The sequence below is a fragment of the Sporobacter termitidis DSM 10068 genome, assembly GCF_900130065.1.
Lineage (GTDB): Bacteria > Bacillota > Clostridia > Oscillospirales > Oscillospiraceae > Sporobacter > Sporobacter termitidis.
Window position 1 is genome coordinate 216,282 of sequence record NZ_FQXV01000003.1, and the last position, 25,033, is coordinate 241,314.

Below are 25,033 nucleotides of genomic sequence, written 5' to 3' on the forward strand. Positions count from 1 at the left end.
GCATCCTTCTCCTACAAATTGTAGGAGAAAGGCGAATAAATGTCAAGCTATTGGACGGATTGAAAAAAATACAGCCAAAACCTATTATTAATTTATACAAAATGCTTAAGCATTTTGCAGCCGGCTGTCAACGCAAAAAAAGGGAATGGATTTAAATTTGAGGAGGAGGTTATTTTGAGCATATTCAGAGGGATTACATGGAGGATTATGATCCCGGTCATGCTGATCGGCATTTTTCAGGCGGCCTTTCAGTCTTTCTCAACGGTGCTGGCCGATATCGCCAAGGTTTTCCCCGATCAATCGCCGACCCTGATTCAGAGCATCCTGACGATCCCGTCTCTGGTGACGATACCCGTTTCCCTGCTGGTGGGGATTCTCGCTTCGTACGTGACGAAGAAAAATCTGGTCCTGTTCGCGCTTTCCAGCATGTTCCTGGGCGGCGTGCTTCCCCTTGCTATCCACAGCAGCGTTTACGCCCTGATCGTGAGCAGCGTGCTGATCGGCATCGGCCAGGGGTTCCTCATCACGATCGCTTCGGCCATCCTGGCGGAGCATTTTGACGGCGTGGCCCGAGGCACGACAATGGGCCTCAAGCAGGCCGCCAGCGGCGTCGGGCAGGCCGCGCTGACCATTCTGACCGGGTATCTCTGCGTGCTTGCATGGTATAAGGCCTATTACGTCTATTTTCTTGTCCTTCCCATCATCGTGCTCACGGCCATCTTTCTGCCGAAAGGAAAGCTTGACGTCAAGCTCGTGGGGAAAGGCGTCGGCGCCAGCGGCTTCCGCAGCGTATTTACGCCGTCGCTGATCTATATGTGCATCCTGTTCTTTCTGCTCGGCATGCTCGAATTCGCCTTTTATACGAATATCGCCATGTCGATGACCTCGAAGGGCCTCGGCGACGCCTCCGCCATCGGCGTTGCCACAGCGTTCAACAATATAACCACCATCCTGATCGGGCTTGTGCTCGGCTATATCCTGAGGGCGTTCAGGAAATATACGATGGCGCTGGCGATGCTGATCATCGGCGTCAGCTATTTTATCCTTGCCTTTGCGCAAAATCTCACGGCCGTTTCCATCGGCGGGCTCGTTTTCGGGATCGGCGCGGGGATACAGATGCCGGCCGCCCTGTATTACATCATAGAATCCGTATCCAAGACGGCCTGCTCGCTGGCGATCTCCATTTCCATGGCGCTGGTCAGCCTCGGGGTCTCAATGTCTCCGATTATCATCAATGCCATCGCGCAGTGTTTCGGAAAAGTCGACGGGACCTCCGGCCTTTTTGTCGCGGGCGCGATCTATATTATTCTGCTGGTCGTTGAAGCAGTCCGCGAGGCGGTTTTCAACAAAAACTCGGCAATCGGTGTCAGCAATAATAAAGAAATGAAAGGAATGAGCAGCTAAATGTCTGAAGTCTCAAGAAATAAAATGAACTGGAAGATCATGATCCCGGTGATGCTGTTTGCGATCTTTCAATCCGCTTTTATGGCCTTTTCGTCCGTGCTGGCCGATATCGTCAAGGTCTTCCCTGACGCTTCGCCCACGCTCGTTCAGATGATTTTGACGGTGCCGTCGGCCATGACCATCCCCGTTTCGATCATTGTGGGTCTTCTGGCCTCCTACATAACGAAAAAGAATCTCGTCCTCTTTTCACTCGTCTGCGAGCTCATCGGCGGCCTGCTGCCGCTCCTGGCGCACAAGAGCATCGGGGCGCTGATCGCCAGCAGCGCCTTCATCGGCGTGGGCCAGGGCTTTTTGATCTCCATCGCCACGGCCATCCTCGCCGAGCACTTTGACGGCAATACCCGCGGCTGGGCCATGGGCCTGAAGCAGGCGGCGTCCAGCGTCGGCATCGCGGGGCTGACCGTACTCACCGGCTTCCTCGCCGCGAGCGTCTGGTACAACGCCTATTTCGTCTACCTGATCGTCATCCCGATCGCCGTTCTGGTCGTTTTCCTGCTGCCCAGAGGCCATAAGGACGTCAAGCTCGTCGGGAAGGGCGTCGGGCTGCGGGGCATCAGGCGCGTATTCACCCCCAGCATGATCTATACGAACATCCTGCTCTTCTTCCTCGGCACGTTCAACTTCGCTTTCTATACGAATATCGGCCTGTCCATCACCTCCAAGGGGCTCGGCGACGCCTCCGCCATCGGCTTGGCGACGGCCTGGAACTCCCTGCTGACGATCGTCATCGGTATCGGCTTCGGCATCATTCTCCGGCTGTTCAAAAAGTTCACGCTGGCCTCCTGCATGATCATCTCGGCCATTGCGTACTTCGTCCTGGCCGGCGCGCCGAACCTGTCCCTCATCGTCGTCGGCGGTATCCTCTACGGCATCGGCGCCGGAATCCAGATGCCCGGCACCGTCTACTACATCACGGAATCCGTTGACCCCGAGGCCAGCACGCTGGCCATCGGCATCTCGATGGTCATGGTCAGCCTCGGCATCACCCTGTCTCCGGTTATCGTCAACGCGTTTGCCGGCAGGATCGACGGGACCAGCGGCCTGACGGTCGCCGCGATTGCGTACGCTGTTATGTTTGTCATTGAAGTTATCCGTGAAGCCGCGTTCAACAAGAAATCCAGGATCGGGCTGAGCGAGCAGGCCCCGGCGAAATAATCCCGGCATAATAAACGATCAAAGGTAGGATATATTTATGACAATACCGAAATTCAATTCAGCTGAGCTGAAGGTCGTCCGCTTATCGCCGGATTTCTTCGGCGGGCCCGGCGTGCCGGTTTACGATTTTCCCGTCACGCCCCGCGAGGCCTATATCGCCATGTACGAAAAAAGACCCGTCTGGCAGATCGTCGGCCTGGGGACGGAGCAGCTCACCTTTACGCCGGGCGTCAATCCCGACAACGTGGCGCGGGCATTTGTCTTTGACGGCACAACGGTCCCCGGCGTCAGCAACACGACGGGCGGAAAAGACATGTTCGGCATCGAGTGGGAGTATGTGCCGCAGGTCGGCGGCTCGATGGTCCGCCCCGGCAAGCCGTTTCTGGAGGACGCCAACGAATGGTATAACAAGCTGGTCTGGCCCGATATCGACAGCTGGGACTGGGAGGGCAGCGCCAGAGCCAACGACGCGTATCTGAATACCGACATGTACAACTACTGCATGATGATGAACGGCTGGTATGAACGGCTCATTTCCTTTATGGACTTTGAAGGCGCCGTCGTGGCCATGATCGACGAGGACCAGAAGGGCGCCGTCAAGGCTCTGTTCGACAGGCTCTCGGACCTCTACATCCGCATCATCGACAAATACCTGACATACTTCCCGAGGATCGACGGCTTCTGCATTCACGACGACTGGGGCAGCCAGAAGGAGACGTTCTTCTCCCCGGCCACCGCGGCGGAAATGATCGTCCCGTACATGCGCCGTGTGACGGATCATATCCATTCCAAGGGCAGGTTCTGCGACCTGCACAGCTGCGGCCAGCTTTTAAAGCAGGTCCCCAACATGATCGCGGCCGGCTGGGACTCCTGGACGCCGCAGCTGATGAACGATACCCACAAAATCTACGAGCTCTACGGAGACAAGATCATCATCGCCGTGCTGCCCGACCCCTTCGACCCGGAGACCGCGACGGAGGAAGAACAGCGTGACGCGGCGCACCGCTACGCCGAACAGTTCTGCAGGCCGGATAAGCCCTCCTCGTGGAGCATGTACGCCAGCATCGCCGGGTTCCTGACACCCGCGTTCCGCGAGGAGCTCTATAAGCAGTCCAGGATTCATTACGGTAGCCGCTCATGACGGGCGCCAGAGAAAACTATTTGCTTGCCGCCCGGGGCGAAAGGCCATACTGGGTACCGTCGTTCACAGAGGACAGCAACACGTTCATGCCGGACTTCTGGAGCGCGCTCGACCCGGACACGGGCGCCGATTTCATGAACGTCAAATGGGTGGAAAACGAATTCGGCAAAATGCCCCGGGAGGACTGGCGCGCCATGGAGGATATCGGCCGGTGGCGGGATTTTGCAAAATTCCCCGACCTTTCAACGCTCGATTGGGAGGGCATGGTGGCGCGGGCCAGACAGGCCCACGCACCGGACAAGGTGAACATGGCCCTATTAAACACCTACGGCATCTTCCTGATCCCCGTCAATATGCTCGGCTGGGTCGACGCGCTGTGCGCAATCTATACCGACCGGGAGGAGCTGGAGGCCTTCGTTTCCGCGATCACCGATTTTCTGGTTGAGACGGCGCGGTATATCGGCCGGTATTTCAAGCCGGATATCATCGTCACGGGCGACGATTTCGCGGCGGCCAGCGGCCCGTTTCTGGCCAGGGAGGTCTTTGCCGGTCTTTACAAGCCGTATCTCCGCAAAATTATCGACGCCTGCAAGGCGCAGGGCGCGCTCGTCGAGTTCCATTGCTGCGGCAACTGCGGGTACCTGATCGGTGAATTTCTCGACCTGGGCGTGGACATCTGCCAGCTGCCGATGCCCAACGACGCTCTTGTCGGCGACAAGAAAAAATACGGCGGCAGGCTGGTGCTGACCGGCGGCTGGGACCGCCGGGGGCCGGGCGCCGTGCCGGGCGCGCCGGAGCACGCCGTCAGGCAGTCGGTCAGGACGGCCATCGACACCTATGGCAGGGACGGCGCGCTCATTTTCTGGGACGGCGGCATCTGCGGGCAAAGCGCGGACGCCAGGCAAAAGCTGGCCTGGGTGTCAGACGAGCTGCACACGTACGGCCAGGAAATTTACAGGCGCTGATCCCCTCTCCCTCCGCAGTTCTCCCGAAACGGACGCCGCAGCCCTTCTTTCGGCTGCGGCGTCCGTATATTTTAACACGAACGGATTCCAATGCCGCGCGCTTTGTGATATGGTGGTGACAGGAACAAGAGGTGCTGGAGCCATGAACATGAAGGAAATCGAGGCGCTTGTGACGGTATCCAAAAGCCGCAGCTTTTACGAGGCCGCCGACGCGCTCAATTACACGCCTTCCGTCATCTCAAAATACGTCCTGCGTGTGGAGAAGGAGCTGGGCGTCGTTTTATTTGCCCGGGGCAGCCGGGCTTCCTCCGTCGCCCTGACGACGGAGGGTGAGGCGCTGATGCCCCATTTTGTCCGGATGCTCGAGAGCTTCAGGGCGCTTCACAGCGACGCGGCCGGGCTTCTGGGCGCGCGGGACGGCCTTTTGCGGATCGGCACCGGCGTCCAGACGTACTCGCCGGGTATGGATGAAATCATGGCGGACTTTATTCTGGCGCACCCGGAGGTCCGTATCGAACAGACAAAGCTCGACTTTGAATCCCAGCTGCACGCGCTGTATTCCGGCGGGCAGGACGGCATTTTCACGCTGGTGCAGCACGGCTCGCATAACGCCGAGACGCTCAGCAGCGTCGTGGAGGACGCCAGGGTCGACGCATTCCCCCTCGTCCGCGTGGACGTCATGTATCTGGGCATCTCCGAAAATGACCCGCTGGCCGCTCTGGACGACGCCCCACTCCCGGCCTTCCGGGACTTTGCCTTTGCTTTTCATTCGGACAAGGACATCCTGGTCAAGGCCGGCACCATGGCCCCCTTTGCCGCGCTCAGCGAAAAGGCCGGCTTCCCGCTGAAGAGCATCTATCTCGACCCCCGAGACACCAGCGCCTATTACCTGGCCACGCAGATGAAGATCGCCATCCCGTCCCTCCGCTGCAGCGTCAGTTACCCGGGCGTCAAATTCGTCCGCTTATCGGACTGGGACGCCTGCTCGACCTCGTATTTCCTGTCGCTGAAATCCGGCCGCAGCCCCGCGCTGGCGCAATTCAAAAAGAGTGTCCAGGCTTTTCTGGCCAAAAGCCGGGGCGGCTGACAGCCTGCCGCCATTATTGAGACCGCCTGAAAACAGCGCGGTCCTTTTTATTGCCGCATTTATTTCCATTTTGGAAATATATCCGTGCAATCGGATTTTGATTTTTCCCCGCGCGGTATTACCATGAGCATAGGAAAGCCGCGTTCGGCGCGGCAGCTGTGCGGAACAGGAGAATGACGATATGGCTTATAAGGAAATTCACATCCCCACCATCCCGAAGCCGTGGCCGCTCCCCCGGCGGGAATATCCGATCTCCCCCAGGGAAAACCTGATGCGCGCCTTACGCCATGAAAAGCCGGTCTGGATGCCCAACCTTTACGGCTCCTCCCAGGCCTTTCAGTCCGCCATCGCCCGGGACAGCCCTATCGAGCGGGACAGGGATGCCGAGGACTGGTTCGGTGTCAGGTACAAATATTCCGCGGCCCAGGGCTCGAACACGCCCCAGGGCAATGTGCTCAAGGATATCACCGAGTGGGAGGAAAATATCAAATGGCACGATCTCAGCCAATACGACTGGGCCGCCGACGCCGCGCGCCTCAGCCGGGACGAATCCCTGGCTCTTTTCATGCGGATGAGCAACGGCCCCTTCGAACGGCTGCACATGCTGGAGGGCTTTGAGCAGGCGCTTGTCGACCTCATCACCGAGCCCGAGGCCGTCCACGCTTTTTTGATGCGGCTCGTCGACTTCAAGATCGAGCTTTTCAACCGCATCCGGGATCACCTTGCGCTGGATTATATCTGGGCGGCCGACGACTACGGCACGATGCGGGCCCCGTTTTTCTCCACCGCGCTCTTTGAGAAGACGATTCTGGAGCCGACGGTCCGGTTCGTGACGGCGGTCCACGCCCGGGGGACAAAGTTTATCGCCCACTGCTGCGGCAAGATCGACGTTTTCATTCCCTATCTGGTGGAGGAGATCGGGGTGGACGGCCTGGAAATCCAGAGCCTCAACGACATCCCCGGCATCCTTGAAAAATACGGCGACCGGGTCACGGTGGAATACGGCCCCGATCCCCGGCTGGTTTACGACCCCGACACGACGGCGGCGCAGGTCAGGGCGCACGCCCGCGATATCGTCGACAGGCTCGGCGCCCAGGCCGTCCCGGGCTCCGGCGTCGCTCTGAGCGTGGGGAGCGGCTTCGAGCACCTCTTCTACCCCATGGAAGAGGAGTTTTACGAATACAGCAAAGCCCGTTATGCCGGGCTGTAATCCGGCATTTTTATTTATATTGAATTATAATTCAATATAAGAAAGGAGCACAAATGGACATCACAGGCATGATAAAGGACGCGGCCAAAAGGTACGGGATGGACATGTGCGGCGTGGCGGGCGTGGACCGCTTTGACGAATCGCCGCCGGGCCGCCACCCAACGGATATCCTCCCCGGCTGCAAATCCGTCGTGGTCGTCGGCGTCCGGCTGCTGGACGGCATCGTCCAGGCCAACTTCCGCACCTTTGAAAACGGCAGGCAGGATTTAAAGGGCCTCTATGGGACATACGGCTACACGATGCTGCCCAACTTCGAGCTCACCTACGCCTGTTACGCCGTGGCGCAGTTCATCGAGCGGGAGACGGGCGAGGCGGCAACGCCCCTGTCCACGGGGCCAATGACGAACGGCGCCCAGATCAGCATCCGGCACGCCGCCGTGGCCGCGGGGCTCGGCGAATTCGGCTGGCTCAGCATCGTCCTCACCCCCGAGTTCGGGCCCAGGAACAGGTTCGGCGTCATTCTGACCACCGCCGGGCTTGCGCCCGACCCCCTGTACGGCGGCCCCAGACTCTGCAACCCGGAGGTCTGCCACATCTGCACGGACGTCTGCCCCACAAAGGCCATCGGCGCCTACGGCTCCGAGGATTTCCGCACCTGCGGGCTGGGCACCTACGGAAAGGTCAGCTTCCCCCGCTGTCAGGTGCCGACCCAGGGCCTCAGAAGGGCGTTCGGCGGCGCGGAGGATTATGTGACAACGGACGACCCCGTGGGCCGGGACATCGCGGAGGCCAACGCCAGGCAGCCGATCATGGAGCGGGGCCTGCAGCACCACGAGTCCTGGCACTGCGGCATGTGCCTGTCCTACTGCCCCGCGGGGCGGTGGAAGGAGCATTTTCTGGACCGGGCGCTCACCGGCGGGGCCGGCGCCGTGGCCAAGTGAGGCGGAGCGATGCACGTTTCATCCGATGAAGAGCTTTACATGAACGCCGAGATGGCCGCCCGCAAGTGGGCCTTTGAGCTTCCGCCGGCGCCTGTCGGCGCGGCGCTGATTGCCGAAACCGTCGGCGCAGAGGTGGTCGTTGTGGGCGAGGGGATGGCCGGGCTCTGCACGGCGCTGTCGGCGCTGGAGGCGGGCCTCGACACGGTGATCGTCACGGCCAGCAGCCGGCCTGTCGGACGGGGCGGCTCGGTATTCGCCGCCTACAGCAAGGTCATGGCGGCGCAGGGCTACCCGCGCCAGGAGGCCGAGAACTTTTACCTTCAGGAGTTCGCCGCCGCGTCGTACAACATCGACCAGAGGAAATGGTACAGCTTTTACAACAACAGCGAGGCGGCCATGAACTGGCTGATCGACATGCTGGAAAAGGACGGCGTGACCGTCGTGCTGGAGGCCGGCAACGAGGACGACCCATACAGCCCCACCGATCAGCCCGTGGGGACCCACGCCTTTACAGGGCGCGGCGTCACCTTTGCCGGGGCCGGCATCACGCTGGCCCTCCAGACGCTGGAGAAAAACTTTATTGCCCGGGGCGGCCGCGTCTTTTACGGCAACGTCGCCAAACAGCTCGTCCGAGAGGAGGACGGCGCGGGGCGCGTCTCCGCCGTTATCGCCCGGGATGGCGGCGGGAGCTACGTGAGGTTTGCCGCCAAGAAGGCCGTCGTGCTGGCCACCGGCGACTTTTCCGCAAACCGCGAGATGATGGCCAGATACTGCCCGGCGTACGCCAAATACTATACGAACAACAAGCTCAATTACGACGCCGGCTTTGTTGAAAAGGGCATCTACCAGGGCGACGGGCATCTGATGGCGCTCTGGGCCGGCGCCGCCTGGCAGCGGACGTTTCCCAACGCCCCGCTCATTCAGGGCAGCCGCCTGTGCGCCCACATGCCCTACGGCGCCCACCGGGGGCTGCGCCTGAACAGAAACGGCGAGCGCTTCTGCAACGAGGACTGCAACGCCGCCTATACGGCCATGACCGTCCTGCGGGAGCCCGGGCAGACGGCCTACGCGATTTGGGGATCAAACTACGCCTTTGACGTCGACTGGCACGCCCACGGCGGCATAAGAGGCGGCGCGAAGACGCCGCCGCAGGACGTCATAAAAATGTGGGAGCGCGACGTGGCGAACGGCAGCGCAGTCAAGGGCGACACCGTGGCGGAGGTCATCGGAAGGCTGGGGCTCCCGGCGGATACGGCGGACGCCGCCGTCGAGCGGTACAACGCGCTCTGCCGGCAGGGCCGCGACGAGGATTTTCACAAGAAGGCCAAGTACCTGCAGGAAATCAAAAATCCCCCGTTCTATGGCGGACTCATCAGTCAATACCGCTTTTTCTCCGTCCTCGGCGGCCCGAGGACGAATCACCGCATGCAGATCTGCGACGAAAACGACGTGCCGATCAAGGGCCTGTACGCCGCGGGGACGATGATCGGCGACATGTTCGCCGGCTGCTACAGCTTCCGCATCGCGGGCCACAATTACGGCTGCTGCCTGACCTTCGGCTATCTGACCGGCAAATACATCGCCGGCAACGAATAAACGGTAAAAATAATGCCGGAGCCTGACAGCAGGCTTCGGCATTATTTATTAACGTCAGTGCAGCGGGCGCTCCCGCACGACCTTCAGGGCTTTTGCCACCTCAATGCTGACCTTCATCAGGTAATCGGGGTTCATCAGGCCCACTCTGGCCAGCAGGCGGCCCCTTTCCGTGGTGACATATTTGGGCGCCAAGGCGTTCAAGGCCAAGGCGCAGGCGTTGAGCTCGCACTTTCTGCACGGGCAGCCGCCCGTCTCCCGGACCGCTTCGCGCACTTTTTCCCGGACGATCTCTTCAACGATATTGACAAGGACAAATTCTTCGCTGGATTGCGTCAGCCCTACGGCGTTCATATAGGCCTCCTGACTCTTGCGTAAACTCGCTAAGCGGAGTACAAAACCGTAATATATATCGCAGCCCTGAAAAAGCTATGATATATGGCCATTCGCGCTCTCCAAGCGCGAGGCCTTTAATCCAAGCGCATACATGTATATAATGAATCCGCAGATTCACTATATAATATTTTACCAGTTTTTAACTGGTATTACAACGACAGATTTGACAAAAAACACGAAAATTCATATCTATAATGCTAAATGTGCGGTTGTTCTCAAGGTTGACAGCCTTGATTTTTGATTGTATAATAATCATATGATTATAAACTAAGCAAAAGTAAAGGAGTCTGGCAGTGACAAACCGTGAACAGGAGATTCTGACCCTGCTCAAGACAAACCCCATGATCTCACAGAACGCGCTGGCGGACGCACTGCATATCACCAGGTCTTCCGTGGCGGTCCACATCACGAACCTCATGAAAAAGGGGTATATCCTGGGCAAGGGCTACATTTTAAAGTCGGAGCGGTACGTCTGCGTCATCGGCGGGTCCAACGTGGATATTCAGGGCAGCCCCAGGGATACGCTCATCCCGCGGGACTCCAATATCGGCGACGTCAAGATATCGCTGGGCGGCGTCGGGCGGAATATTGCGGAAAATCTGCAGCGGCTCGGCGTTGAAACGTCGCTCATCAGCGTCGTGGGCGATGACGCCTACGGACAGAAGATTCTGGAGGAGTCGCGCCTCATCGGGCTCAATATGATGGACACGCTCGTCCTCCACGGCGCGATGTCGTCCGTCTATCTCTGCATCCTGGACGACCGGAAGGATATGGCGCTGGCCGTGAGCAGCATGGACATCTACGACAGCATGACGGTGAATTTTATCAAAAGCAAGCGCCATGTCATCGAAAACGCCGCCCTCTGCATTCTCGACACGAATGTTCCCGCCGACGTCCTGGAATACGTCCTCTCTACGTTCCGCAGCACCCCCTTCTTCCTGGACCCCGTGTCGACGGGGAAGTCAAAAAAGGTCGCCGATTTAATCGGCCGCTTCCACACGATCAAGCCCAACAGACTGGAGGCCGAGATTCTCAGCGGCGTCGCCATCCAAAACGACGGCGATCTGCAAAGGGCGGCGGACGTTTTCCACGAAAAGGGCGTGGCGCAGGTCTTCATCAGCCTCGGCCGGGACGGAGTTTTCTGCAGCACGCCGGACGGGCACGAGCACATCAAGGCGCCCGACGTGGCCATCGTCAACGCCACCGGCGCGGGCGACGCTTTCATGGCGGCACTGGCGCTCGGCTACCTGCGGGATATGGACGCGTTTCAGAGCGCGCGCCTGGGGAGCGCCGCCGCGGCCATCGCCCTGGCCCACGAAAACACGATCAATCCCACAATGTCTGCGGACAATCTGTTCAATAAAGCAAAGGAGCTCGGATTATGTTAGAAAAATATCTTGATATCGGGCCGGAGGTCCGTGCGGCCCTGGCGGACGGCAAGGCCGTCGTCGCGCTGGAGTCGACCATCATCTCCCACGGCATGCCCTATCCGCAAAATGTGGAGACGGCGCTGAACGTGGAAAATATCGTCCGTGCCGCCGGTGCCGTGCCGGCGACGATCGCCATCCTGAATGGGCGGCTCAAGGCCGGGCTGACCCGGGATGAGATCGAGCACCTGGGGAAAACCCCGGGGGTTTTAAAGACCTCACGGCGCGATATCCCGTTTATCGTCTCCCAAAAGCTGGACGGCGCCACGACGGTGGCCTCCACCATGATCATCGCCGCGCTGGCCGGGATCAGGGTGTTCGCCACAGGCGGTGTCGGCGGCGTGCACCGCGGCGCGACTGAGACCATGGATATCTCCGCGGACCTGCAGGAGCTTGCCCACACGAACGTGGCCGTGGTCTGCGCCGGGGCCAAGTCGATCCTGGACATCGGGCTGACGCTGGAGTACCTGGAGACCTTCGGCGTGCCGGTGGTCGGTTTTGGGACGGAGGAAATGCCGGCGTTCTACACCAGGAAAAGCGGCTTTAAGGTGGATTACCGCGTCGATTCCGTCCGGGCGCTGGCCGAAGCCCTGAAAACGAAATGGGATCTGGGGCTTACCGGCGGCATGCTTGTCACAAACCCCATCCCGCCCGAGTTCGAGATGGATTACGGCACCATCACAAAAGCCATCGACGACGCCGTGGCGGCCGCCGAAAAGGCCGGCGTCAAGGGCAAGGAGACGACGCCCTATCTCCTGGCCAAGGTCAAGGAGCTCACCGGCGGCGACAGCCTGGATTCCAACATTCAGCTTGTCTACAACAACGCCCGCCTGGCCGCGGAGCTTTCAGTGGCGCTGGCAAGCCTGAAATAACCCGGCCAACGGCCAGGAAAACCCCCGATTTCCGGGACACCCGGACTCGGGGGGGTTTTTACGCTATGCATTGAATTTATATTCAATACATAAGCGTTATATTTATATCAAAATTTTATTCTTCATTATTGTTTACACCCAAAACTTTATGTGATACTATTCCTGATAATCAGAATTAAATATCGATCTCATCCGCAAGGGAGGTTATATCATGAGTGTGGTTCTTGATCGTACCGACAGAGCGATCTTGAAAGAATTGCAGGAGGACGGTTCCATCTCCAACCTGGACCTGTCAAAGAAAATCGGCCTTTCTCCGTCGGCCTGTCTGTCCAGGACAAAAAACCTGGTGGAAACCGGCGTCATCCAGAAATTTGCCGCGATCGTCGACGAGAAAAAGGCGGGACTCGAGGTCCTCGCTTTTGTCCTGGTCAACCTGTCGCCGCTGAACAGGGACACTCTCCGTTCGTTTCTGTCAGAGGTTCAAAAATATCCCCAGGTGCAGGAGTGCTATACGCTGACGGGCAGCCACGACTATCTGCTGAAAATCGTGGCCAAGGATATAGAGAGCTACAAAAACTTTATCATCGACTCCTTAATGCAAAATACGACGATCAGCAGCGTCGAGACCAGCATGGTCATGGGCATTGAAAAAAGAACCGTCAACGTACCGATTGACGCATAGCGAGGCAGAACATTTGAAAGAGAAAAAATCAGCGCTCCAGGCGGCCTTTCCGACAACGATACCCGTGCTCACCGGGTTTACTTTTCTGGGCATCGCCTACGGCATTTTAATGAGCAGCAAGGGGTATGGCGTGGGCTGGACGTTTTTAATGAGCCTCGTGGTTTTTGCCGGCTCGGCGCAGTACGCAGCGGTGACGGCGCTCACCTCCGTCTTCAACCCCTTAAGCGCCCTGCTGCTGACGCTCGTCGTCAACGCCCGCCATCTGTTTTACGGCGTCTCGATGCTGGATACATACAAAAACGCCGGCAAATACAAGCTCTACCTGATCTTCGGCCTTTGTGACGAGACCTTTTCCATCGTCTGCTCGGCCGAACCGCCAGAGGGCGTAAACAGGCACCTGTTCATGTTTTTCGTCACGCTGCTGGATCATTTTTACTGGGTCCTGGGGTCCGTACTCGGCGGCGTGCTGGGCGCCTTTATCTCCTTTAATATCAAAGGGCTGGACTTTGTGCTGACGGCGCTTTTCGTCGTCATCTTCCTGGGCCAGTGGCAGACGCAGAAAAATCACGCGCCCGCCGTTCTCGGCGTTGTCTGCGCCGCCGCCTGTCTTTTGCTCTTCGGCCCGGAGCGCTTTATCATCCCGGCGATGCTGGCGATCGTCGCGGTGCTCAGCGCGCTGCGGAAAAAGCTGACCCCGGAGGTGCCCCAATGCCGCTGACGCCCGTACAAACGCTGCTCACCATCGGCGCCGTCGTGCTCGGCACCGTGATCACGCGGTTTCTGCCCTTTATCCTGTTCTCCGGCGGCCGGCGCAAAAGCGCCTACGTAGATTATCTGGGCAAAGTGCTGCCCTACGCCGCCATGGGGCTCCTTGTGGTCTACTGCCTGAAGGGCGTCCGCTTTACCGCCTACCCCTACGGCATTCCGGAGGCTGCCGCCATTGCCGGCATCGCGCTTTTGCATCTCTGGAAAAAGAACGTCCTCCTCAGCATCGGCGGCGGGACGATGATCTACATGGTTCTTGTGCAAACGGTATTCAAATGAACACCGGGCGATCTGCAGATCGCCCGGTGGCCGAGATATTCACTTATGGGCTTCCAGCAGCTGCTGCTTGACGGTCCAGAGCTTTGTTGACAGGTCGACATAATAGGTATGGGGATTGTCAAAGCGCTTGACCTCGTCCCACAAAAGGCCCGTCTGCCGCGCGCAGTAATCCCTGATATCGCCGATGGCCGGACTTTCATAGACCTTTACCCCGCCCTTGAAAACCGGCACGAGCAGCTCCCGGGCCGTAAAATCGGTGATCACCTTCTTCTTCCAGGGCGCGTCCGGGTCAAACAGCGTGATGGGGCCGGTGCCGTCGATCACCTCGTCGTAAACGCAGAGCTGGTCGGCAAAGGCCTTGCCGCTTTTGTCAAACAGCCGGTAGACCTTTTTAAAGTGCGGATTGGTGATCTTGGCCGTATTGTCGCTGATCTTGATTTTCGGCACGACGGCGCCCCGCTCCTCGACGGCGGCCAGCTTATACACCCCGTCGAACACGGGGTCGCTTTTCGACGTGATGAGCCGCTCGCCGACGCCGAAAATATCCACGGCGGCGCCCTGCAGCAAAAGGTCCCGGATAAGATATTCGTCCAGTGACCCGGTGGCCACGATTTTACAGTCCTTGAACCCGGCCTCGTCCAGCATGGCCCGCGCCTTTTTGGACAGATAGGCGATATCGCCGGAATCGATGCGGATATTGAACCCGGTGACCCCCCGGGGGACAAGCACCTCCCGAAACGCCCGGATGGCATTGGGGACGCCGCTTTTCAGCGTGTTGTAGGTGTCGACCAGCAGCGTGGCGTTGCCGGGGTAAAGCGCGCAGTAGGTTTTAAAGGCGTCGTATTCGCTGTCAAACATCTGCACCCAGGAGTGCGCCATGGTGCCGGAGGCCGGCACGCCGTAATTTTGGTCCGCTATGGTGCAGGCCGTGCCGCTGCAGCCGCCGATGTAGGCCGCCCGGGCGCCCAGAATGGCCGCGTCGGCGCCGTGGGCCCGGCGGGAGCCGAATTCCAGGATCGGCCGCCCCATGGCGGCGCGGACCATCCTGCTGGCCTTTGTGGCGATCAGAGACTGATGGTTCAGCTCCAAAAGGACGTAGGTTTCGATGAGCTGCGCTTCGATGGCCGGGGCCCGGACGGTCACCAGCGGCTCATTCGGGAAAACGGGCGTCCCCTCCGGGATGGCGTAAATGTCGCCGGTAAAGCGAAAGGATTTCAGATACGCCAGAAATTCCTCGCTGAACAGCTTTTTAGAGCGCAGGAACGCGATGTTCTCCTCCGTAAAATGTAGGTCCTCGATATACTCGGCCAGCTGCTCCAGCCCCGCCGCCACGGCAAACCCGCCGCCGTCAGGAATGCTCCGGAAGAACATATCGAAATATGTCGTCTTATCGCCGTACCCGCTCAAAAAATAGCCGTTGGACATGGTCAGCTCGTAATAATCGCACAGCAGGGCGAGGTTTTTGTCTTTCATAAGTATCTGTCCTTTAATCATATTGACATATTGAAACGATAGGGGTTACGATGCGTAACCCCTATTATCGTCTAAAAATCTTTCGCCTTCTGCTGGGCGTCGGCTATGGCGCTTTGGACGGCGGCCTCCACGTCCGTCGAGGAGCGGTCCATGTTTTCCGCGGCGATGGTCGTAAACTCCTGGAAGCCCAAAAACTGAAAGAGTGTTTTCAGATACCGGTCGCCCAGCTCGAGAGACTTAAGCGGCTCCTGCCCGTACGCGCCGCCCCGGGTGACGATGTGCACGGCCTTTTTGCCCTGGCACTGCCCCACCGGGCCCTGGGACGTGTACTTGAACGTGATGCCGCTGACCGTCACGTAATCGAGATACGCCTTGAGGATCGCCGGAAAGCTCAGGTTCCAGAACGGGGCGGCGATCACGATTTTATCGGATTCCAAAAACTGATACGCGTACTTCAGCTGCGGGTGGTCCCGCCCCGTGCCCGGCTCCACGTTGTGCATGAGGAGCGATTCCTGGGTGAGAAAACCGATGTTCTCTTTATAGAGGTCCAGCTCGATCACGGTATCCTGGGGATGGCTGTCCCGGTACGCCCCCACAAAGCCGTCCGATATCCTGAGCGTCCTGGACTCTCCCCGGGGCTTGGGATTGGCAAAGATATAAAGCAACTGACTCAAATTGTACCTCCTGAATTTTATTTTTCAACTCTATTCTTTGCATCTCCGCCAAAAAAACACTCAAAGGCGACTTTACGGCTGTATGTTGGGTCGATTATTAATCGCCCACCCGCTTGTGTGCGGCGGTGCGGGCTTGGTGTACAAATTTACTGCGCTCCCCCCTTGCCGCAGCTTCATACCACCTGAAAAATATAGAACTTCAGATAATCCGTTTCCGGGACGTTCCATAAAATGGGGTGGTCGGGGGACTGCTGGCGGGCCTCGATCTGCCGGAGCTCGACGGCGGCGTCGGCGGCGGCAGAGCGGAGCATCCGCCGGAAGAGCTCATCGCCGACGAAATGCGAGCAGGAGCAGGTGGCAAGATAGCCGCCTCTGGGGAGGAGCTTCATGGCTTTATAATTGATCTCCTTGTATCCCCGCAGCGCGCTGTCGATCGTTTTGCGCGATTTCGTAAAAGCCGGCGGGTCGAGGATGATGAAATCGTAGGGCTTCTCCCCTGTTTGCTCAAGGGCGGTCAAAAGGTCGAACACGTCGGCCGCCGTGCATTCCATAACGCCGTCCAATCCGTTCCGCGCGGCGTTTCTCCGGGCCATCTCGACGGCGCTCTCCGAGACATCCACGGCGCGGACGGACGCGGCGCCGCCCCGGGCGGCGTTCAGCGCAAACGAGCCCGTATGCGTAAAGCAGTCGAGGACATGCTTGCCCCCGGCCAGCCGGGCCACCGCCCGGCGGTTATACTTCTGGTCCAGGAAAAAGCCCGTTTTCTGCCCGTTTTCCACGTCCACCTCGTAGTCGACGCCGTTTTCGCGGATGACGGTCAGGGGCGAAGCCGGCGTGGGGACGCTGTCCAGCTCAAACCAGCCCTTATTCTGCGCAAGGCCCTCCAGCTCGCGGATGGCCGCGTCGTTCCGCTCAAAAATGCCGCGGACGTTCTGCCCGTCCCCGGTCAGGATTTTATAGATGAGCGGAAACAGCAGGGGCTTGAGCCGCTCGATCCCCACGGAGAGCGTCTGCGTCACCAAAAGGTCGCCGTAACGGTCCACGGTCAGCCCCGGAAATTGGTCGGCCTCCCCGAAAATCACGCGGCAGGCCTCGAGGTCCGGTCCCATGACGGTTTTGCGGTAGTCCCAGGCGTAGCGGAGCCGGCGCTCGAAAAACGCGGCGTCAAATTTGTCGTTGGCGTTCCGGGAGATGAGCCGGACCCGGATTTTTGATTTCTCGCTGTAAAGACCCGTCCCCAAAAATCTGTTTTTGTCGCTGAGCACGTCCACCAGTCCGCCGTTGCCGATATCCCCCTCGGTATTCCGCACCTCCGCGCCGTAGACCCAGGGGTGTCCGCCCTCCAGCGCCGCCTGCGCTTTTCGTGAAATGGTGATTTTGGGATATTCCCGCTGCTGTTTCATAAGCCGTTAATTCCTTATCCGTTCATTCTTGTACCGGCATCATACACCGTTCGGCGCAAAAAATAAACAGCCGCGGTTCTCCCGCCTGAAGCCGGGCAGACATATTTGGCCGCGCTCTCAATATTATTGTACAAATATCAATTTCGGGGACTGGTTTATGTACGATACTGTTTATCCATCCGTACGGAGAAGACGGCGCCGGAGAAGGCGCGCCGGCCGCAAAAAGGACGCGCTGCTGTTTTTCCTGGCTTTACTGGCGCTGATACTGGTCGTCAGCAGCACCTACAAAAAGACCGAAAAGATCATGAGCGAGTCCCAGATCATTGCCGCCGAATGCAAAAAGGCGGTGGCAAAGGGCGCCGACGAAGAGACGCTGGAGTCCCTGGCGGATATCATGACCCGGCAACTGGGCAAGCCATATGTGTACGGCGCGGCGGGGCCGGACGCCTTCGACTGCTCGGGGCTTGTGCAGTATGTCTACGGCGCGGCGGGGATCAAGCTCCCGCGCGTTGTGTCGCAGCAATCCAGGGTCGGGTCCGCGGTGCAAAAGGAGGATCTGAAATTCGGGGATATCATTTTCTTTTCCGACGGCGGCGAGACCCTGACGCATACGGGGCTCTATATCGGGAGCGGTTATTTTATGCACTCGCCCGCCACCGGCGAGGTGGTGACGCTGAGCAATTTAAGCGAGGAATATTACGTAGAGATGTACAGAGCGGCCGTCCGGGTATTAAAATAGCTTTTTTCGCCGCGCCGTTGCCGCCCGAAAAAAAGCGTGCTATCATGAATACCAAACAACAAATGACAGCGGGAGGACACGCAGATGAAGGTTACAAAAGCGCTTATTACAGGAAAACGCCGGATCGAGTTTATTGAGGAGGAGCTCCCCGCGCTGGGCGCCCGCGACGTCCTGCTCAAGGTGCTGTCCGTCGGCATTTGCCATACGGACCTGCCCGCGTACCTGGGCGCCGTGGGCAGCGCGATGACGAAATACGGCTACATGCGTTGGGGCGGCGAACCCCAGTATCCGGCGGCGGCCGGCCACGAGCCCGTCTGCGTCGTCGCCGACGTCGGAAGGGACGTGACGGAGTACAAGGTCGGCGACTTTATCGCCGGCATGGGCTTTGGCGCTTACGCCACTTATATGATCATCCCTGAGGACGACCCGAAGTTTGTCAAAATTCCTGAAACGGACAAGGAGAAAAAATACTGCCTGGCGGAGCCTCTGGGGTGCATCGTCAATATCGTCCGGGAGGCCTCCTGCAAGTACGGCCAGAACGTGGCCGTCATCGGCTGCGGCTTTATGGGCCTGATGGCCATTGCCGGGCTGCGCAAAAGCGGCGCCAAGCACCTGGTGGCCATCGACCTGCTGGACAACAAGCTGGAAATGGCCAGGAAGCTGGGCGCCACCGACACCATCAACCCGAAAAACGTCCAGGTGGACGACAGGGCCTTTGAGCTGACGGATGGGCGCTTCTTCGACGTGGTCGTGGAAATCTCCGGCAGCCTCAGGGGGCTCGACACCGCCGGCGCCATCATCAAGGAGCCCCATGTCCACGGCCTGCCGGCCTTTGAGGGCAGCTACCAGGGTGCCGGAAAAATCCTGATCCCTTCCGTATACGGCGGGCAGGAGACCTTTCCCGTGAGCCTGGCCTTCAACCTCATGAGCCGGACGCCTGTTCTGGTGGCTACCCACCCCACCTTTGCCGAGCGCCCCCGCGACAACATGCGGGAGGGCGTCGCCTCCTATGTGGACGGCAGGCTGCCGCTGGACCGGCTCATCACCCACGAGGTCCGGTTCGAGGATACCCCAAGGGCCTTTGAGATGCTCGAGCACGCGCCCGCCGATTACATCAAGGGCGTCGTCCTCTTCGACTGATCGGCCCGGCAAGCAAATAAACGATAAAGTACCGGCATCCCCCGTTGATGCCGGTACTTTTATCCGTTTTTCGGGCCCGCAACAGACGGTTGCGCCGGAGCATCCGCGTTTTTCTTTACAACACCGCAGGCGCCGTATTAAAATCACGGCAGATCACACATCGGAAAGGAAGCGCCGCCATGGAATTAGGGGCCAGGATCAAGCAGGAGCGCGAGAAGCTGAGCATGTCGCAGGAGGAGCTGTCCCAGCGCATGAACATCTCCCGGCAGGCCGTATCCAAATGGGAGACCGGGAAAAGCTATCCCGACATCGAAACAATCATCAAGCTGTCCGAGCTTTTCCATTTAACGCTGGATGAGCTCGTAAAAGGCGACAAAACATTTCAGGAAAAATTAATAAAGGAGGGCAAAAGCAAAATGACGGGATTATCCATATTGGGTTTTATACTGGCGGCGCTGGGCGTCATCGTCGTCATCTGGGGCGGGGCGCAGTACCCGGTCGATCTGATGAGCAGCAACTTTATGTCGTTTCTGGTGGGCGGACTTTTTCTGCTGGCCATCGGCCTGGTCCTGATCCGCTGGATGCCGCACTGGGCACAGCTCAGCGCGCTCTATCTGACGGGCGCTGCAATTATCGTTTACCTGATCGGCTTTAAAATGCCGACGTATGTGCTGCTGTCGGGCATCGTCGTCACCCTGGGCGCCGCCTGGTGGCTGACGACGCTGATCCTGAAACGATAGGCGTGGGGCGGCGGGCCGCGAAAAAGGGCGGCGGGCTGACGTATCTGCCGAACGCGATCACCGTGCTGCGGGTTTTGCTGACCGCCGCGCTCCTGTTCCCGCTCACCGGCCTTTTGGCCGGGGACCGCGCGGAAATGCCGCCGGGCCTGTATCTCCTGTTCGGCCTGATTTACCTCTCCGACGTGCTGGACGGCGCCGCTGCCCGCGGGCTCAAGGCCCAGTCCGCCGCCGGCGCCGTGCTGGACATTTCCGCCGACGGCCTGTTCATCTTCTCAACACTGAGCGTCCTCATTGTCTTTCGGGTGCTGCCGGTATGGTACGGCGTTTTTGTCCTGGCCGATTTCCTTTTCTTTCTCTTGACCTCAGGGTATATAAAGCGGGCGACACCCGCGGCGGTCTTTGTCTTTGACCTGCCGGGGAAAATCGCGGCCGTTGTATTTTACCTCATCCCGGCTCTGGCCTTTTTCGCGTACAGCCACGCGCCATATCTCCCCTTCCTCCGCCTCCTGCCGTACATATCGGTCGTGCCGGCCGCCGTGTCGGCAGTGCGACGCGCCGGCTTATGCCGCGCCGCCAAAAGGTCAAAACGCCCGGCAAAAAGCTATAACCCGGAATCATTCCAGTCATGATTCCGGGTTTTTTCCGCAATATCGCGCATTGCCGGTGTGTTCTTCCAAAATATGCTGTATAATAACTGTTGACAGGCGGCACGATCACGAAGGAGACCTGGCTTCAGATCAGGGAGCGAATTTAGGCAAAATGACACTTATCATCCCAACGCGGCGATGATATAATTGTGGTAATTTCAAACAATATATACTTTAAGATTGCGAAAGGAGTTTTTCATATGGCTGTCAATAACGCGATGACCGCCGACTTTCTCCGCTCGGCCTACGGCGGAGAGAGCATGGCGCACATGAGGTATCTGTTCTGGGCGGACCTTGCCCGCAAGGAGGGCTTTCCGAATATCGCCAAATTGTTCGAGGCGATATCCCACGCGGAGCGCGTCCACGCGTCGAATCATTTCCGCGAGCTCGGCGGCCCTACCGGGGACGCGACCGTCGCCGCCGGCGGCGTTTTCGGCGTGGGCAAAACCGTTGACAACCTGCAGGGCGCCATCGACGGGGAGCTGCACGAGGTAAAGCAGATGTACCCCGTGTACCTGAACGCGGCCAAATATCAGAGCGAGCCCGGCGCGGAAAGGTCGTTCCACTTTGCCCTGGAGGCCGAGAAAATCCACGCGGTCCTGTTCCAGCAGGCGCAGGACGCCGCAAGGAGCGGCAAGGATCTGGCACTGGCCGGCGTCTATATCTGCCCCGTATGCGGCCACACCATCCTCGACGCAGCCCCGGACAAATGCCCCGTCTGCGGCGCCGCCAAGGCCGCCTATTTAAAATTCTAATCATCCTGCAGCAAAAAGCGTGCCGCGAATTGACGCGGCACGCTTTCTTTATTTCTATTCGGCACCCTGGTTCAGGCCCATTTTTTCGGCGCGGAACAGGCGGGGGTCCATCAGCTTCAGGCCGGGGCTCACGATGGGCGCAAACTCCATTTTGCCGATAATGTCCTTTTGAAGGTCCACGCCCGGCGCGATCTCTGTTAAAACGAGCCCGTCCTTTGTCAGCAGAAACACCGCGCGCTCGGTGATGTACATGATCTCCTGCCCGTCCTTGACGGCGTATTCGCCGGAAAAGGTGATCTGCTGGACCTGCCTGACGAACTTGACGCCGCTGTCCTTATGGATCTTAAGGCCGCCGTCCGCCAGCGCGATATCGCACTCGCCGGCAGTAAAATTCCCCATGAAGATGACCTTTTTCGTGTTCTGGGAGATATCGATGAATCCACCGGGGCCGTTGGAGCGGCCGGCGAACTTTGAGGTATTGACGTTGCCCTTTTCATCGATTTCGGCAAGGCCCAGAAACGTCATATCCAGCATGCCGCCGTTGATCATATCGATCATGTCCGTCTGGGTGAAAATCGCCTCGGGGTTTGCCGTCCCGGGGAAGGACTGCCCCTCCTGGACGACGCCGCCCATGGCGCCGGCCTCGACGGACATCGTCATGCCCCTGCCCAGCCCTTCCTCGGCGGCCACGCTGCCGATGCCGGCGGGCATCCCGACGCCGAGATTGATAATGATCCCCGGCTTCAGCTCCATGGCGGCGCGGCGGGTGATGACCTTGCGCACGCTCATCGCCAGCGGCTCCACGGCCGCATCCAGCGTCCTGATATTGCCCGTCAGCTCGGGGCGGTATTTGGGCGTAAATATATTCTGCCGCTGATTGCCCGGGTTTTGCGCCTTGACCACAAAATCGACGAGCTTGCCGTGAATCCGCACGCTTTTGGGATGAAGGGTCCCCCGCCGGACGATCTCTCCTACCTGGGCGATCACGACGCCGCCGTTGTTGTGGGTGGCGACGGCGGCCTCCAGCTCGGGGCCGAGCACCGCCTCGTGCTCCATGGAGAGATTGCCGTCCTCGTCGGCATAGGTGGCGCGGATAAAGCAGGCGTTTGGCTTGAAGGCCTTATAAAACAGATATTCCTCTCCGTCGATCCTGAGGAGCTCGACGGGCGCCGCCATCTGCCTGGCTTTCTCGTTGACGGCGCAGCCCTCGTGCCTCGGGTCGCAGTACGTCCCCAAGCCGACCTTTGTAATGAGGCCCGGCCGGCCGCCGGCCGCCGTACGGAAAAGATTCATCACCACGCCCATCGGATAGATGATGCCGGCAATTTTGTTGCCGCCCACCGCCTTGGAGATCGCCCGGGCGTCATTGAGGAGGCCCGCCTTGACCGCGCCGATCAGCCCTTCCGCCCGGAGCCTGTTCAGGCCGATGTTCAGCCCCTTCAGCGGCTCTGCCTTTTCCGTCTTGTCTCCGGGAGTGATGCCGCAGATCGTGGTGAGGTTTTTGGGATGTCCGGTGGCTTCATATCGCGCGGCCAGGCCCTCCAGGAGCTCCTCGGGGCTGGAATATGTGCTGAAACCTCCTACAATCAGCTCCATGTTGTCCTGAACATGGCTGACGGCTTCTTCAAGCGTGACGAATTTGGGCATATGCTGTCTCCTCTGTATGAATTAAGTGCCTTCAGAAATTCAAGGTGCATATCACCGGTAATACGGTTTAGTCCGGAATCGGACAATTGTATTATAAGTTATAAAAATGCTTTTTCCCACAATGTATTCCCTATCACGTTATAAAGTTTTCGTATACAATGACAAAAAAATGCAAAAATGGGCTGCCCACAGGAGCAGCCCGGGAGAAACGCAGAAAGGATTGGCTTTATTTTGCCGGCAGCCCGGCGCTGTCGGCTTCGATGCCTTCCGTGACGGCCAGGCCCCAGGTCAGGGCCCGGCCAAAGCTGTTGCCGTTTAAGAGCAGCGGATAATCCACCCCGTAGAAGCCGCCCGCCGCGTTGCCGACGGCGTACAGGCCGGGGATGGGCTCGTGGTCCGGGTCCAAAACGCGCATACTCGTATCGGTCAGCGCGCCGCCGAAGACGTCCAAAAGCGCCGGGCCCCACTTGAGCGCGTAAAACGGCGGCTTCACAATGCTGGTTAAAAGCTCGCTCCGCTTGCCGAAATCCACGTCGTCGCCCATTTCATAAAGCGCGTTATACCGTGCCACCGCGGCCTTCAGATTTTCGGCGGGGACGCCCATCTTTTCCGCCAGCTCCTCCAGCGTGTCTGCCTTCCACGCGCACTTCCCCTTCCGCACCATCTGCTCGATGGTCTCGCCAAGGCCGCAGTCCGGCGACCATTTATCGCCCCAGTTGGCGATATTCAGAGGCGTGACGGCCTGGCCTCCGGTGATCTCAAACCGCGCGCCGAAGTCCTCCAGCCACTTGGCGTCCATCACGGTAAAGGCATAGTCGCCGCCGGGCTGGCTGAGCACGCGGATGGATTTGGCCTGTGTCCAGGTGTCCTCGTTCATAAAGCGCCGACCTCTGGCGTTGACAAACAGGAAGTAAAAAGAGAAATACGAAGCGTCGTCGTCCTTCCGGCCGTGCAGGGACAGCGCCCAGCCAGGATCGTCGAAAGCCGCGCCGGCCCAATACGCCATTTTGTGCCCGTCGCCGGTGTTGTTGCCCTTCGGCCAATACCTGGCGATGGTCGGCTTTAGGGCCAGGGGGCAGAACGCCGCCAGCATTTCGGGGTCCCCCTCGATATCGCCCGTGGCGATGATGACGCCCTTTTTGCCCGCGTACCGCCGGTATTTGCCGTCCGCCTCGCTTTTGGCAATGAAGGAGACGACACGGCCGTTTTCATCCTTCTCCAGCTGCTCGGCGCGGACGGGGCGGACGATTTTTCCCCCACCCTCCAAAATCGTACGCTCCAGGATCTCGACGACCAGCATGCCGCCCATCTTATTCTTATATTTGTCATATCCCGGCTTTTGGAACACGATATGGGTGCCGGGGTACTCGTTGAAGACCGGGCCCTTGTAATAACCGGTGTAGAGCGTGGCGTCCACCGCCTCGCCGCCCTGCGCCATGAGCCAGTCGAAGGCCTCGCCGCTGCGGTTTAAGTACAGCCATAAAAGCTCTTCGCTGGCGCGGCTGCCGGAAATCATCATCCAGTCACGGGCGAAACGCTTTTTGTCGATGGTGACGCCCAACCGGCGCATCACGGCGGAATCCAGAACGCCGACGTGGCCGGCGCGGCCCAAAAGCGCCCGGAATCTGTCCACGATAACGACACTCAGGCCCCGCTGCACACAGCGGGCGCCGGCGGCAAGGCCGCTGATACCGCCGCCCATAATGACGACGTCGGCTTCCACCGTTTCCGCGATCTGCCCCTCGGGGACCGGCGCGGGCGGCGTCTCCCAGGACCAGCCCCGCTTTGGAGAAAGGTTACAGTACGATCTCGGTTCCATATGTATACACTCCTCTGCA

Annotated in this window: 24 protein-coding genes; 18 read left to right on the forward strand and 6 right to left on the reverse strand. The window is 59.1% G+C overall.

Translation table 11 applies throughout. The features are described 5' to 3' along the window. Positions 1-174 precede the first annotated feature (174 nt). The 8 genes from BUB60_RS06305 to BUB60_RS06340 all read left to right on the forward strand — a co-directional run bounded on the left by BUB60_RS06305 (position 175) and on the right by BUB60_RS06340 (position 9,559). The gene (locus tag BUB60_RS06305; RefSeq protein WP_073076811.1) at positions 175-1,404 is read left to right on the forward strand and encodes an MFS transporter; all 1,230 of its coding nucleotides are present in this window, start codon (positions 175-177) and stop codon (positions 1,402-1,404) included. Beyond that, positions 1,405-2,619 carry an MFS transporter gene (locus BUB60_RS06310; protein WP_073076812.1) on the forward strand — a complete coding sequence of 405 codons (1,215 nt, stop codon included), beginning with the start codon at positions 1,405-1,407 and terminating at the stop codon, positions 2,617-2,619. A gap of 37 nt (positions 2,620-2,656) precedes the next feature. Further along, positions 2,657-3,760: a uroporphyrinogen decarboxylase/cobalamine-independent methonine synthase family protein gene (locus tag BUB60_RS06315; RefSeq protein ID WP_073076813.1), complete on the forward strand. Its 1,104-nt coding sequence runs from the start codon at positions 2,657-2,659 to the stop codon at positions 3,758-3,760. Beyond that, positions 3,757-4,725, forward strand: a complete 969-nt coding sequence (locus tag BUB60_RS06320; protein WP_073076814.1) for a uroporphyrinogen decarboxylase family protein — start codon at positions 3,757-3,759, stop codon at positions 4,723-4,725. The genes BUB60_RS06315 and BUB60_RS06320 overlap by 4 nt, the downstream gene beginning before the upstream one ends. A 142-nt stretch (positions 4,726-4,867) precedes the next feature. Next, entirely contained in the window at positions 4,868-5,812 is a 945-nt protein-coding gene (locus BUB60_RS06325; protein WP_073076815.1) for a LysR family transcriptional regulator, read from the forward strand. Positions 5,813-5,993: 181 nt separating this feature from the next. Then, positions 5,994-7,022, forward strand: a complete 1,029-nt coding sequence (locus BUB60_RS06330) for a uroporphyrinogen decarboxylase family protein (protein ID WP_073076816.1) — start codon at positions 5,994-5,996, stop codon at positions 7,020-7,022. Positions 7,023-7,075: 53 nt separating this feature from the next. Then, positions 7,076-7,963, forward strand: coding sequence for a hypothetical protein (locus BUB60_RS06335; RefSeq protein ID WP_073076817.1), 888 nt, complete (start codon positions 7,076-7,078; stop codon positions 7,961-7,963). 9 nt (positions 7,964-7,972) lie between these two features. Next, on the forward strand, positions 7,973-9,559 hold the full coding sequence (locus tag BUB60_RS06340) for an FAD-dependent oxidoreductase (RefSeq protein ID WP_073076818.1): 1,587 nt from the start codon (positions 7,973-7,975) through the stop codon (positions 9,557-9,559). Between the two features lie 54 nt (positions 9,560-9,613). Here BUB60_RS06340 and BUB60_RS06345 read toward each other — a convergent pair whose 3' ends face one another. Beyond that, the gene (locus tag BUB60_RS06345) at positions 9,614-9,910 is read right to left on the reverse strand and encodes a late competence development ComFB family protein (protein WP_073076819.1); all 297 of its coding nucleotides are present in this window, start codon (positions 9,908-9,910) and stop codon (positions 9,614-9,616) included. Positions 9,911-10,245: 335 nt separating this feature from the next. Here BUB60_RS06345 and BUB60_RS06350 point away from each other — a divergent pair, with 335 nt between their 5' ends. From BUB60_RS06350 to BUB60_RS06370, 5 genes are all read left to right on the forward strand, one after another. Continuing rightward, positions 10,246-11,340, forward strand: coding sequence for a PfkB family carbohydrate kinase (locus tag BUB60_RS06350; protein ID WP_073076820.1), 1,095 nt, complete (start codon positions 10,246-10,248; stop codon positions 11,338-11,340). Further along, entirely contained in the window at positions 11,334-12,251 is a 918-nt protein-coding gene (locus BUB60_RS06355) for a pseudouridine-5'-phosphate glycosidase (protein WP_073076821.1), read from the forward strand. The genes BUB60_RS06350 and BUB60_RS06355 overlap by 7 nt, the downstream gene beginning before the upstream one ends. Before the next feature lie 211 nt (positions 12,252-12,462). Continuing rightward, complete coding sequence (locus tag BUB60_RS06360; protein ID WP_073076822.1) at positions 12,463-12,933, forward strand: Lrp/AsnC family transcriptional regulator; 471 nt, start codon at positions 12,463-12,465, stop codon at positions 12,931-12,933. Positions 12,934-12,946: 13 nt separating this feature from the next. Beyond that, on the forward strand, positions 12,947-13,651 hold the full coding sequence (locus tag BUB60_RS06365) for an AzlC family ABC transporter permease (RefSeq protein WP_073076823.1): 705 nt from the start codon (positions 12,947-12,949) through the stop codon (positions 13,649-13,651). After that, positions 13,642-13,977 carry a branched-chain amino acid transporter permease gene (locus BUB60_RS06370; RefSeq protein ID WP_073076824.1) on the forward strand — a complete coding sequence of 112 codons (336 nt, stop codon included), beginning with the start codon at positions 13,642-13,644 and terminating at the stop codon, positions 13,975-13,977. The genes BUB60_RS06365 and BUB60_RS06370 overlap by 10 nt, the downstream gene beginning before the upstream one ends. Before the next feature lie 39 nt (positions 13,978-14,016). Here BUB60_RS06370 and BUB60_RS06375 read toward each other — a convergent pair whose 3' ends face one another. From BUB60_RS06375 to BUB60_RS06385, 3 genes are all read right to left on the reverse strand, one after another. Then, positions 14,017-15,450 (reverse strand): nicotinate phosphoribosyltransferase, encoded by a 1,434-nt coding sequence (locus tag BUB60_RS06375; RefSeq protein ID WP_073076825.1) that lies wholly within the window; start codon positions 15,448-15,450, stop codon positions 14,017-14,019. A gap of 71 nt (positions 15,451-15,521) precedes the next feature. Then, a complete protein-coding gene (locus BUB60_RS06380; RefSeq protein ID WP_073076827.1) occupies positions 15,522-16,124 on the reverse strand; it encodes an FMN-dependent NADH-azoreductase in 603 nt (200 codons plus the stop codon). 173 nt (positions 16,125-16,297) lie between these two features. After that, positions 16,298-17,527, reverse strand: coding sequence for a class I SAM-dependent rRNA methyltransferase (locus BUB60_RS06385; RefSeq protein WP_073076829.1), 1,230 nt, complete (start codon positions 17,525-17,527; stop codon positions 16,298-16,300). A 157-nt stretch (positions 17,528-17,684) separates the two neighbouring features. Here BUB60_RS06385 and BUB60_RS06390 point away from each other — a divergent pair, with 157 nt between their 5' ends. The 5 genes from BUB60_RS06390 (at position 17,685) to BUB60_RS06410 (ending at position 21,548) form a co-directional block, all read left to right on the forward strand. Further along, a complete protein-coding gene (locus BUB60_RS06390) occupies positions 17,685-18,266 on the forward strand; it encodes a C40 family peptidase (protein ID WP_073076833.1) in 582 nt (193 codons plus the stop codon). 84 nt (positions 18,267-18,350) lie between these two features. Next, complete coding sequence (locus BUB60_RS06395) at positions 18,351-19,406, forward strand: zinc-dependent alcohol dehydrogenase (RefSeq protein WP_073076835.1); 1,056 nt, start codon at positions 18,351-18,353, stop codon at positions 19,404-19,406. Between the two features lie 179 nt (positions 19,407-19,585). After that, complete coding sequence (locus BUB60_RS06400; protein ID WP_073076838.1) at positions 19,586-20,146, forward strand: helix-turn-helix domain-containing protein; 561 nt, start codon at positions 19,586-19,588, stop codon at positions 20,144-20,146. Beyond that, positions 20,116-20,775 (forward strand): CDP-alcohol phosphatidyltransferase family protein, encoded by a 660-nt coding sequence (locus BUB60_RS06405; protein ID WP_159435358.1) that lies wholly within the window; start codon positions 20,116-20,118, stop codon positions 20,773-20,775. Before BUB60_RS06400 ends, BUB60_RS06405 begins: the two co-directional genes overlap by 31 nt. Before the next feature lie 218 nt (positions 20,776-20,993). Next, positions 20,994-21,548, forward strand: coding sequence for a rubrerythrin family protein (locus tag BUB60_RS06410; protein ID WP_073076842.1), 555 nt, complete (start codon positions 20,994-20,996; stop codon positions 21,546-21,548). 54 nt (positions 21,549-21,602) lie between these two features. Here BUB60_RS06410 and BUB60_RS06415 read toward each other — a convergent pair whose 3' ends face one another. Next, positions 21,603-23,195: an acyl CoA:acetate/3-ketoacid CoA transferase gene (locus BUB60_RS06415; protein WP_073076844.1), complete on the reverse strand. Its 1,593-nt coding sequence runs from the start codon at positions 23,193-23,195 to the stop codon at positions 21,603-21,605. 226 nt (positions 23,196-23,421) lie between these two features. After that, positions 23,422-25,014: an FAD-dependent oxidoreductase gene (locus BUB60_RS06420; RefSeq protein ID WP_073076846.1), complete on the reverse strand. Its 1,593-nt coding sequence runs from the start codon at positions 25,012-25,014 to the stop codon at positions 23,422-23,424. Positions 25,015-25,033 lie beyond the last annotated feature (19 nt).